The organism is Candidatus Pantoea multigeneris (genome assembly GCF_011752615.1).
GTDB lineage: Bacteria > Pseudomonadota > Gammaproteobacteria > Enterobacterales > Enterobacteriaceae > Pantoea > Pantoea multigeneris.
This window is the reverse complement of record NZ_VWXF01000009.1, coordinates 209,983-221,455: the sequence shown is the minus strand read 5'-3', so window position 1 is coordinate 221,455 and position 11,473 is coordinate 209,983. Positions and strand designations below refer to the sequence as shown.

At 54.2% G+C, this 11,473-nt stretch carries 7 protein-coding genes; 4 read left to right on the top strand and 3 right to left on the bottom strand.

Features of this window, described 5'->3' with window-relative positions:
* Positions 1 to 362 precede the first annotated feature (362 nt).
* From licT to F3J40_RS19335, 4 genes are all read left to right on the top strand, one after another.
* Complete coding sequence (gene licT / locus F3J40_RS19350) at positions 363 to 1,208, top strand: BglG family transcription antiterminator LicT (protein ID WP_167017213.1); 846 nt, start codon at positions 363 to 365, stop codon at positions 1,206 to 1,208.
* A 232-nt stretch (positions 1,209 to 1,440) separates the two neighbouring features.
* Complete coding sequence (locus F3J40_RS19345) at positions 1,441 to 2,874, top strand: PTS transporter subunit EIIC (protein WP_167017211.1); 1,434 nt, start codon at positions 1,441 to 1,443, stop codon at positions 2,872 to 2,874.
* Between the two features lie 95 nt (positions 2,875 to 2,969).
* Positions 2,970 to 4,382 carry a glycoside hydrolase family 1 protein gene (locus F3J40_RS19340; protein ID WP_167017209.1) on the top strand — a complete coding sequence of 471 codons (1,413 nt, stop codon included), beginning with the start codon at positions 2,970 to 2,972 and terminating at the stop codon, positions 4,380 to 4,382.
* Positions 4,372 to 5,655 (top strand): carbohydrate porin, encoded by a 1,284-nt coding sequence (locus F3J40_RS19335; protein WP_167017207.1) that lies wholly within the window; start codon positions 4,372 to 4,374, stop codon positions 5,653 to 5,655. The genes F3J40_RS19340 and F3J40_RS19335 overlap by 11 nt, the downstream gene beginning before the upstream one ends.
* 145 nt (positions 5,656 to 5,800) lie before the next feature.
* Here the strand turns inward: F3J40_RS19335 and F3J40_RS19330 are convergent, their stop codons facing one another.
* The 3 genes from F3J40_RS19330 to F3J40_RS19320 all read right to left on the bottom strand — a co-directional run bounded on the left by F3J40_RS19330 (position 5,801) and on the right by F3J40_RS19320 (position 11,466).
* Positions 5,801 to 6,340, bottom strand: a complete 540-nt coding sequence (locus tag F3J40_RS19330) for a VOC family protein (protein WP_167017205.1) — start codon at positions 6,338 to 6,340, stop codon at positions 5,801 to 5,803.
* 662 nt (positions 6,341 to 7,002) lie between these two features.
* Positions 7,003 to 8,376, bottom strand: a complete 1,374-nt coding sequence (locus F3J40_RS19325) for a condensation domain-containing protein (RefSeq protein ID WP_167017204.1) — start codon at positions 8,374 to 8,376, stop codon at positions 7,003 to 7,005.
* Between the two features lie 48 nt (positions 8,377 to 8,424).
* The gene (locus F3J40_RS19320) at positions 8,425 to 11,466 is read right to left on the bottom strand and encodes an amino acid adenylation domain-containing protein (protein WP_167017202.1); all 3,042 of its coding nucleotides are present in this window, start codon (positions 11,464 to 11,466) and stop codon (positions 8,425 to 8,427) included.
* Positions 11,467 to 11,473 lie beyond the last annotated feature (7 nt).

The following is an 11,473-nucleotide window of genomic DNA, read 5'->3' as shown; positions in this document are numbered from 1 at the left end:
CGCCGCCTGAAGTTGTGAAAAAGTACTTTCAAAACCCGCGAGGCTGAGAAATATTTGACGCTACCGCGTCAATTCAAATTCCCCTCCCACCTCCTTCGGTGGGAGTACCCTTTGAAGAAAAGATGGCCAGCGGCTGCACTTCCAGGCACTTTATGGCGATTGTCGATGGCTTTCCGGCCACCAGCCCGAAATCATCGATGGAGAGAGAAGGGGGGCTCTTCTGGAATGTGACAATACCTGCACTTAAGACAAAAGAAGCGGGCCAACAGGCGCTTCGGCAACCTGGTAATTGACATTCTGGTGGGCACTCCTTTATTTTTTTTCTGGATAAATCTCCCGCCTTGTTCCCTCTGGAGCTTGTGATGAAAATAGATCGAATACTGAACAACAATGTTGTTATCACGGTTGATGACAATTTGCAGGAAATGGTACTAATGGGTAAGGGGATCGGCTTTAACAAAAAAGCCGGAGAAGAGATTAATTTGTCCCAGGTTGAAAAAACGTTTTCACTGGATAACGCCTACAGCGATCATTTCAGGTCATTACTGGACCAGGTTTCGAAAGAGTGCATTCTTGCCACGGAAGCGATCATTTCTCTGGCCCGTAGTCGGCTTCCCGGAAAACTACACGACAGTTTATTAATTTCACTGGTTGATCACTTACACTATGCACTACAGCGATTTTCAGAGAATGTCAGCATTCAAAATGCATTGCTGTGGGAAATCAAGAAAGTTTACCCACACGAGTACGCAATCGGAAAAGACGCGCTTCAGATTATCTATCAGCATACCGGCACATTGCTACCCGAAGACGAAGCCGGTTTTATCGCTTTGCATCTGGTCAATGCCCAGCTCAATGATAATATGCAGAACACGATGAAGATCACACGTTTTATGCAAGATATATTAAGCCTGGTGGCTTACCACTTTGATATTACCTATCAGGAGTCGGCATTAAGCTATCAGCGTTTTGTCACCCATCTAAAATTTTTTGCACAGCGTATTCTTGATAAAAAACACCTGACCACTGGCGATGCTGAACTGGCGGATTTAGTGAAGCATAAATACAAGGATGCCTATGCGTGCGCTATAAAAATCAGCCAATACAGTGAATTGCATCACGATCATCAGCTGACGATCGATGAGCTGATGTTTCTAACTATCCACATTGAGCAGGTAAAAATATCAATTTCCACTGGGGATAAATAACACTTATTTTTTGTGAAGAGCTTCACACAGTGTCATAACGTTTAGAAAAACACTTGTCGGAGCGAAAGTTTGAGGTTATAAATTTTTTCATAACAGGATTGTTATCTTCTCGCTTCATCAGCGTGTTGAGCAAAACCTAACTTCATCTCCCGAATCAGTTCAACGGGAAGGAAAGTTAGGTTTTTTTTTGCCTAAAATTTCCTTCTCAGGAAATTCTGATAAGAGGTAAGTTATGGGGTATGCCCATTTGTGTACTGAGATCATAAACGGTGCAGGGGGTAAGGATAACATTGTCAGCGTTATTCATTGCGCTACGCGCCTGCGTTTTAAATTGAAAAATGGCAGTCTTTCTCAGGCGGAGAAATTAAAGAAGGTAGCGGGCGTTATTACCGTTGTGGAGAGTGGTGGACAGTTTCAGGTGGTTATCGGTAGCCATGTCGGTGAAGTATACAATCAGCTTATTGAATTGATTCCTGATAATAACAAGGAGGAGGGTATTGATGATAACGCCTCATCAACTTCATCTCCTCGTGGGTTTAAAGCGGTATTAAATGGCGCTATTGATATTATTTCCAGCATCTTCGCACCGCTGCTGGGGATATTGGTGGCTGCAGGGCTATTAAAAGGCTCGCTGATCATTGCCACACTGTTTAACTGGATAAATAAAGAGGGCGGCACCTATCTGATCCTTTTTGCTGCCAGTGATGCGGTATTTTTCTTTATGCCCGTCCTGCTGGGATATACCGCAGGGAAAAAGTTTGGCGGCAATCCGCTGGTCACGCTGGTGTTGGGTGCCGCCATGGTTCATCCCTCGCTGATTGAAGCTTTTCACACCACTCAGGCCGATCCGGCACAGCATTATTCGTTTATGGCTATCCCGGTTACTTTTATCAATTACAGTTCAACGGTGATCCCGGTGATACTCGCGGCCTGGTTCAGCTGCTGGCTGGAAAAACGCTTCAACCGTTGGTTACCGGCATCCATCCGCACCTTCGTGACGCCCTTTTTGTGCCTGGCGATTGCCTTACCGGCCACCTTCCTCGTCATCGGCCCACTGGCTACGGAGCTTAGTTCCGCCATCGGCACCGGGTATAACTGGGTCTGGCACCTCAATCCCACCTTTGCGGGCGCAGTCTTTGGCGCACTGTGGCAGGTTTGCGTGATCTTTGGTCTGCATTGGGGACTGGCACCGTTGATGATCAATAACCTTATGACCACGGGTGTGGATACGGTTTCTGTGTTGGTTCAGGCTGCGGTCTGGGCTCAGGCGGGCGCTACGCTGGGTGTCTGGTTGCGCACCCGTGATACGGCGTTGAAACGTATTGCCGGGCCATCATTCCTCTCCAGCATTTTCGGCATCACCGAACCCGCAATCTATGGCGTTAACCTGCCGCTGAAGCGTCCGTTTGTGTTTGGCTGCATGGGCGGTGCTATCGGAGGGGCGATTATCGGGTATTACCACGGCACTGCCTATGCCTTCGGAGGGTTGGGAATTTTTGCCTTCCCGTCCTTTATCTCGCCATCAGGTCTCGATGCCGGTTTTTGGGGAATTGTGATCGGTTCTGCCGTCGCCTTCCTGTTCGCCTTTATCAGCAGTTGGATGGTCGGCATACCACGATCGGTTCCTGACCCTCAAGCGGAGCTACGTCCGGCTGCACCGCGCTAACACTTTAGTTTCATCCCTTTCACCCTGCGTTTCCCTTCCTGGCTGCCTGGCGCTGCCGGACGGGCAGGGTATGGCCTAAAAATGAGGATTAATACATGAAAAAAACATTTCCTACTGATTTTCTCTGGGGCGGTGCGGTTGCAGCTAACCAGGTTGAAGGTGCTTTTAACGTGGCGGGTAAAGGCCTTTCCACGTCAGACTATCAGACGCGCGGCCTGCTCTATCCCCCCACAGAGCGAGCAGCCGGTGAGTTGTACATCAAAGACGTTGCCAGCGACTTCTACCATCGCTATCCCGAAGATATTGCCCTGTTTGCCGAAATGGGATTTAAAACCCTGCGTACCTCGATAGCCTGGACACGTATCTACCCTAACGGTGACGAAACCACGCCGAATGAAGCCGGGCTGGCCTTTTACGATGCCTTGTTCGATGAAATGCTCAAGTACAACATTCAGCCACTGATTACGCTTTCCCACTACGAGATGCCTTACCATCTGGCGAAAAACCTGGGCGGATGGGGAAACCGGCAGACGATTACCTTGTTCGAACGCTATGCCACCACGGTATTTGAACGCTATCAGCACAAGGTCAAATGGTGGCTGACCTTTAATGAAATCAACGCCGCGCTGTTCGCCCATTTCGGGCCGCTGGGCCTGCCGGAAGGCAGTAGCCCGCAGGACGTTTATCAGGCGGTCCACCATCAACTGGTTGCCAGCGCACGGGTGGTCAAAGCCTGCCATCGCATTATCCCGGATGCAAAAATTGGCAACATGGTGGCGGCCATGCCGCAATACCCGCTAACCTGCCATCCTGACGATGTGCTGGAAGCGCAGCGTAAAGAACGAGAGTGGCTGTTCTTCTTCGACGTTCAGGCGCGCGGGGAGTACCCCAGCTTTATGGTGCGCCACTTTGAGCAGCAAAACGTCCTGCTGGAAATCACTCCTCAGGATCGGGAAGACCTACGCGAAACGGTGGATTTCCTCTCCTTCAGCTATTACATGAGCAGTTGCGCCAGTGCCGATCCAGAGCAGCATAAAGTCACCGGTAATATTTTAAATCTGATTACTAACCCGCATTTAACAGCGTCGGAGTGGGGCTGGCAGATCGATCCGGCTGGCATCCGCTATCTGCTGAATATGCTCTGGGATCGCTATCAGAAACCGCTGTTTATCGTTGAAAACGGGCTGGGTGCAAAAGACCGGATTGAGGAGGATGGCAGCATCCGTGACGACTACCGCATTGCCTATCTGAATGACCATCTGGTTCAGGTCCGCGAAGCGATTGCCGATGGTGCACAGGTTCTGGGTTACACCAGCTGGGGCGCAATTGACCTGGTGAGCGCCTCAACGGCAGAAATGTCAAAGCGTTATGGCTACATCTATGTAGACCGCGACGATCGGGGACAGGGCACCCTGCAACGCCATCGCAAACAGAGCTTCGGCTGGTATCAGCAGGTGATCGCCAGCGCGGGTGCCAATCTGGTGCAGGGAGATAAAAATGCGCAATAAGCTGCTGCTGACGTCACTGCTGCTGTCGTTGGCACCCCTGACGCAGGCCGCTGATGACTGTTCCCGGTTCGATAAAATGCTGCCTAAAGGACCTGAGACGCCCACTATTGGTTCAGTCTGTGACACGATCTCTCCCGAATGGGGCGGACTACGACAGGATATGGCCGATTATGGCTTATACGCTCAGGTGCAGCTGTTAACCAACCTGACCTATGACGTGGCCGGTAACTGGAAAAATGAGCCGAATTATGTGGGTCAGCGATTGACCACCGGTAACGCACTAAGCGCGGATCTCACCTGGGATCTGGCGCGTATCGGCATGGGCGAGGGTGCCCAGCTACACCTTGGGGCGATGTACGCCTATAACAATTTCAAAGGCAACGGTCAGGACGGGCATGTTGCCATCAGCGATCTGTCTGTCTATCAGCCTTTATTCAACAACCGGGTGATCTTGCATTACGGCTATTCGGCCTGGCTGACGCATTTCTACGGGCTGTATCTTGGCAGCAGTACCGCGTCTTCGGCGCTCGGACCCACCAGCGTGATGCTGAGCCAGGCTGGGCTGACCAGCCTGAAACCCAGCCCGGGCATGGATATTCGTTTTCAGTCTGAGGATCAGCGCTGGTACGATCATATTGGCGTAGCCCGCAGCCAAAGCTCGGACGGGCTACGAGCGGATTCGAAATACAATACTTACGGACTGCGCTGGCAGGTCCCGAACGCAGGAACGCTGTTAATTAACGAAATCGGTTATCGCGTTAATGCCAGTGAGTCAGAACACATGACGTGGCTGCGCGGTGGGTCGGTCTACAATAAGACACCGTACTTCGACTACAACTCCGGGCAGGATAGGAAGGAAACCTGGTCTCACTACCTGGCGGCCACTCATCAGCTCAGCCAGCCGGATGCCAGCCTGCCGTTCAGAGGATGGTATATTGACGGAAAAACAAACTATGCACCGCAAGATCGCAATGTCTTCACGCAGGATGCCTCGCTGACGCTGTTCAGTATTGGTCCGTTTGATAGTCGTCCAATGGATATGCTGTCGTTTGGTCTGGCCTGGAATAAATTCAGTAAGGATGCGAAGGCTTATTACGAACGGCACGGCAGCAGCGCAGAGAGCTACAGCACCACGGCTTCAACCGCCTATACGCTGCGCGTCAGCAATGGCGTGTACTGGACCAATCAACTGGCCTGGACGCATCACCCCTCCGTCACCCCTAAAGAAGATGATGCGTGGAACCTGCTGACGCAAATTGTGATAAATCTGTAGGCATCAAACCCCGTTATGTGGATACCGCCCCAGCGCCTGTACAGTGTGCCGCTGACGGTGGTATCAACTCGAATGTCGGTAGGTAATTTTTGGCTGGTGGCTTGTCCTGGCGATGTTTTTCAGGCAGCCGGGGCTGCCATTGTGTTTAGGGTTCGGGTAGCCAAACCCTGGCTTCGCTATCGTCGGGGTAATAATAGCCATTGGGAATGGATTGCAGCTCTATCAGGCTGCCCCAGGGGGTCTGAAAGTATACGCTGGCATTCTCTTCGGTATCTTCATGGCGTGAATTTCCATGCACCTCAGAAAGAAATTTACCACCTGCGGCTTTTACGCGTTCTATTGCGTAATGAATATCGTCCACGTACAGCGAAATGTGGTTCCAGCCCACATCCTGAAGCCTGGCAGGTTGTTTCTGTTCCTGACTGACTATCTCAAACAGCTCCAGATTGGGGCCATTACCAATCCGCAATAAGCGTTGTTTGATAATCATTGAGCCTGATGTGAGGCCCAGTTGCCGCTCAGTATCAGCCCCTTTTCTGGGAGGATCGTTGTCTGTGAGGCCGTTATAGATAAATTTTGCGTCCAACGCTTGCTGCAAAAATTCAGTGGCCTGTTGCAGGTCTGGAACGGTTAGCCCAACGTGGTTGATACCTCGGCTTAAAGGGCGCTCCCTTTTATTTTCCATACTTATCCTCCAGTTATAAACGTAGCGGTTCCTACAGAGGGTAGTCCCTTTTCAGCCAGTGTGCTGGATCTGGACGAAGGTGTTGCTCGCAGCAGGCATTCCCTCACCCCAGCCCTCTCCCACAAGTGGGAGAGGGAGCCAGTTCGGTGATGCATGTGATAACTGTGCCGTATATTCCCTCTCCCTTTCAGGGAGAGGGTACAGAACGCAGCAGGTTTTCCCTCACCCCAACCCTCTCCCGCAAGCGGGAGAGGGAGCACGCTCGGCAATCAATGTGAGTTGGGTAGCTACAAACCGCACGGACGATGTTCTGCACATTACTGACATGAAGGCGGGGATGGTGGGGAGTAGAGTAAAGCTTCCGCCGCATGGATGCGGCGGCAGAGCCTCCAGGGAGGGATTCACGGCGTCTTTACGGCACTCCCCACCATCTGCGACTCGAACGCACGAACCCAGCCTCCACCATCTGCGACTGGAACGCACGAACCCAGCCTCCACCATCTGCGACTGGAACGCACGAACCCAGCCTCCACCATCTGCAACTGGAACGCACGAACCCAGCCCCCACCATCTGCGACTGGAACGCACGAACCCAGCCCGCACCATCTCAACTGAAACGCACGAACACCACCCATGCCATCGGCGATGCTCACCACACTCCGCTAAGCCGTTACATGCGAAAAAATAACCCGGTTATTAAGCTCTCTGAGCGTCGCAAGCGGCATCCGTTGCGCACTGGGTTGAACGGCGCGTTGCAGGAAAGCCAACAATGATGGCGCAAAGTGCTGCGCTTCGGCCGCCTGCGGACAATGGGCACGGAAAATATCCAGATCCAGTGTGAGATTGCTGCCATCAGCATCGGCGCGCCAAATCAAATTAATACCATCACCTGCGCCGCCCGCCAGCACCTGGCGCTGTGTATCTATACCGGGATAGTGTGGAGCATCAAACGGCTGCACGTTAATAAACGGCGACACAAAAAAACGCCGATCCTGCGCAACACCGCGATCCTGGCCCAGCTGACGCAGACGATAACCTGCGTGACGGCGCAGACGCTTCAGCTGCTGCACCATGGCAGGCAGATAATCCGCCAGTTGGGTCTCGGGGGTTAAAACCACCTGCATCGGCACCGTATTCACCGCGAGCGCGGCAACAGACGCAGCGGCAAAACCCCGGCGGTTCATCACCGGCATCCACATCACCCGCTGATCCTGCTGCATCTTCGCGGGCGGCACGACCTCAAACAGCCAGGCAGCGGAAAGGGCGATTAGCACATCTGGCCAACTCAGATCGTAATCCGCGGCCAACTGCACCAACGGCTCACTCAGCGCTGCCGCGATCGGCTGGCTACTGCTCAACGCACGCTGGCCATAAGCCGCATCGCCTTTTTTCACCTGCGGCAGTGAAGAGATATCCGGCAGTGCCTGCTGCCAGAAAAGGCGATCTTTTACAGCACGATCGGACGTTGGGTAGGCCTGCTCCTCGGCGTGGAAAGTGCGGAAACAGCCCAGCGCCGCACCGGCAGCGGTATTATTACGCATCGCGTTGTAATGGGTTGCGACACGGTGTTCAATCAGCGCCATCGCATACCCATCCACCATGATGTGATGAGTACGCAAATACCATAAACAACGCTCAGGGCTGATAACAAACAACCCACTATGTGTAATGTCCGCCCCGGTGAGATCGGCCACGCGTTGCGTATCCTCCCGCATCTGTTGCATTGCCAGCCGCTCTCCGTGCGGCTGCTGCTGTAAATCGATCAACTGAAGGTGGGGACTCGCGCATGAATCCAGCCGCTGCTGCGCCTGATCCGGCACGGCAGCGGAATTAAAACGCAGGCTAAATGCGGCGACTTCCTGCAACGTCAGGCTAATGGCCCGCGCCAGCAGTGCCACATCCACCGCACCGCTAAAACGGGTACAGTGGGCCACAGTGGCAAAAGTCTGCTGCGGATGGAGACGGTACTCTTCCCAGAAATCGAGCTGTGCAGAGGTCAGCGGTAGCCATTCGGTGCTAAGAACGGTGTGCGACATATCACTCTCCTTGAATTATCACATCGTCGTATAACGCTTAATCGCGGCTTAGCTACGCAGTAACTGCTTCACGTCAGCCACATTTTTGCACGGCAGTAACTGCCCCACGGTCAGCGGGCGCTCCGTGGCCAGGTTTAACTTCTGCGCCACCGCTCGCAGGTGTGGCAAGGTCAATCCGAGCGCTAAAAACGGTGTCTCATCATTCCAGCTCGCCTCTACTGACTTGCCGATCACACTCGCGTAGCAGGCGATAATCTGCTGGCTCAGATCGGGGCTGGCAGCGGCATCGGGCTGGCTAAATTGGGCGCGGATCTGATGGCGATCGGTCTTACCGTTGGCGGACAACGGTAATGCTGTGCCGTGGATAAACCGGGTAGGCGTATGGGTCGAAGGCAGACAGTGGCTGGCCCAACGGCGCAGCTCGCCCTGGCTCATCGGCTGCTGCGTCTCGCTCAGGTAAAATGCCCCCAGACAGGTATCTCCGCTGCTGGCATCCACATAATCCACCACCACGATGTCACGAATCGCACTGTTTGCAGCCAGGGCTTCTTCGATTTCCGGCAGGGAAACGCGGACGCCGCGAATCTTCACGTAACCGTTAATACGACTGGCGAACATAATATTGCCATCGTCGCGGTAATAACCCTGATCGCCGGTTCTGAAAGTGCGCACCGGCGTGCCATCAGGCTGCATCACCTCGACAAAATCCTGCTGATGTAACTCGCCGTCGGTGAGATAACCCAGCGACAGATTTACCCCACTGGTGTGAATTCGACCAACCACGCCTGTCGGGCAGTGGCTACCATCGGCATGGCAAATAAAGTACTGATTGCCCTGCAGCGGCTCACCATAAGGCACGGTGCCGTGTTCATGTTCACCGATGGGATGCCAGATGCTCCAGATCGTGGTCTCCGTCGGCCCACCGAGTGAATAGAGCTGAATATCTGGCCGCAGCGTGCGCAGCAGTGCCACGGTGGCGGGTTTAATATAGTCTCCACCTTGCGCCACCAGACGTAGTGAAGCCAGGCTGGTCGCGGTTTTGCAACTCAGCAGCATCTCCAGCATCGCTGGCACTGAACACCAAATCGTGACGCTGTAACGCTCAATCAGCTGATTCCAGCTAATCGCATCCTTTTCCTGATGCGCAGCAGGGAGCACCAGCGTGGCTCCACTGCACAGTGCGCCGAACAGATCAAACATCGACATATCGTGATGAGGGGGCGTCACTGAAATCAGAACATCCTGGGCGCTGACCTGCCAGCGCTGCACGGTCTGTGCGATCACGTTGCCGGTGGCGCGGTTATTTAGCACCACACATTTTGGCTTGCCGGTTGTGCCGGACGTGTAAAGATAGTAACTGGCATCCTCGCTCAGGCTGCGTGTCTGCAACCAGCGGCTATCGTGCAGGCGTGCAGGAGGTGCCGCGGAGTGCAGAAGTGCTTCAAACGTCACGCCGCTATTCAGTTGGCCGTGATGAATCACCAACGCTGGCTGGCAGTTCTCCAGCAAATAGGCACGACGATCTTCCGGCGAATTGATATCAATGGGCACCCAGACGATACCTTGTAACACGCAGGCCAAGGCCAGACTGATATGCTGTGGCCCGCGTGGCAGGCAAATGGCAACCACTTCCCCCGCCTGAACATCTCCCTGTTGCAGGGCGGCCATCAACTGCTTCACCTGCTCACCTAACTGGTGATAGCTCCAACGCTGGTCGTCGCAAATCAATGCGGTTTCCGACGCGGTTGCGTTGAAAAGTCGCTGGCTCAGTTGCTCCAGCCAGGGAGCCTGCACCGCGCTGCTCTCTGGGGTATTACGCTGATAGTGGCGATAGTCGATGAACTGCGCCGCAGGCAACTCCAGCGTTTCCTGCTGGCTGCTGGCCTGGAAGCGCTGCTCCAGCGCCGTCATAAACTGGGTAATCAGGCTGGCGGAGAGCACCTGTTCAACATAATCAACGCGGATCAGCAAATTCTTCTGCTCATCCAGCATCAGACGAATATCAATTGCGACCTGGGGTGTCTGGGTCAGCCCGTGGTGATAATGCATGTCGCCTGCGGCGGACAGCGTCTCCCAACTCAGGCAGTTAGTAATGATCACCGGCAGCGCCGGGCCTCCCTGGGCTTGCTGACTCAACGCCTGTGACAAGTCCACACCCGAAAAGGCCAGATGATCCAGCGAACGCAGGACATCTTCCTGGAACGCCTGCGCCCGCGCTGCCAGTGAGGTGGCGTCAGTGCGCTGATAGCGCACGGCAATAAAGCTGGACTGATTACTCAAGGCATTATCGGCGGCAGGAAAAGCCACCGGCACGCCTACGCAGATCTCGCTGTCGCTACTCCAGAACGCCAGCGTATCGAGAATCAGCGCGGATAACACACTGTTACGCATCAACCCCTCGGCGGAGCCAAGGCGGCCTACTTTGCGCAACTGCTCACGCGGAATGCGCACCTGCTGGCTACGGAACTGAGCCACTTTTACCTGGGCCAGCGGTACCTGCCACGGAAGCGCGGCGGGCGTGGTCATGGCCTGTAAACGTGGCTGCCACCAGGCGGCATCGGCCTGACGCTGCTGCTCGCTAAAGGTCACGGGGGCGGCGGCTGCCAGCACTGGTTTCAGCGGTTGGTCGTCAAACAGACGGGCCGTAATTTCACCGATGCCGGGGCCATCGAGGATCAGTGCGTCGAAGCTGGTGAACACCACACACGGAAGTGCGCAACTGGCGGGAAGCTTCACCGCCGCAACGCCCCACAGCGGCTGCTGCGGATCGTGACACATATGCGCATAACGTTCACGCAGGGCAGCCAGCCGTTGCTCGGCCGCTTCGACAGGTAATGTGGTGTAATCGAATAACTCAAAATTAAGCCGGGCTTCTGGCAGCACCCGTTGTGTCAGGCGCAGCGGATCAATACAGGTACGCAGGGCATCATGATGCTGTATTAACTCCAGCAGGCGCTGTTGCAGGCGATCCACATCTAATTGTTGGCCGCGATACTCGCGGAAATCATGCATTGCAATGCCGCCCAGTGACCAGCGATCGCTACGGCCCAGCAGATAAGCCTGTTGCAAAGGCGTTAAAACACTTTCCATGTTGATT

Excerpts from the sequence above, each read along its gene's own strand:
- licT (WP_167017213.1), top strand. The coding sequence starts at position 363 with ATGAAAATAGATCGAATACTGAACAACAATGTTGTTATCACGGTTGAT.
- F3J40_RS19345 (WP_167017211.1), top strand. The coding sequence starts at position 1,441 with ATGGGGTATGCCCATTTGTGTACTGAGATCATAAACGGTGCAGGGGGT.
- F3J40_RS19340 (WP_167017209.1), top strand. The coding sequence starts at position 2,970 with ATGAAAAAAACATTTCCTACTGATTTTCTCTGGGGCGGTGCGGTTGCA.
- F3J40_RS19335 (WP_167017207.1), top strand. The coding sequence starts at position 4,372 with ATGCGCAATAAGCTGCTGCTGACGTCACTGCTGCTGTCGTTGGCACCC.
- F3J40_RS19330 (WP_167017205.1), bottom strand. The coding sequence starts at position 6,340 with ATGGAAAATAAAAGGGAGCGCCCTTTAAGCCGAGGTATCAACCACGTT.
- F3J40_RS19325 (WP_167017204.1), bottom strand. The coding sequence starts at position 8,376 with ATGTCGCACACCGTTCTTAGCACCGAATGGCTACCGCTGACCTCTGCA.
- F3J40_RS19320 (WP_167017202.1), bottom strand. The coding sequence starts at position 11,466 with ATGGAAAGTGTTTTAACGCCTTTGCAACAGGCTTATCTGCTGGGCCGT.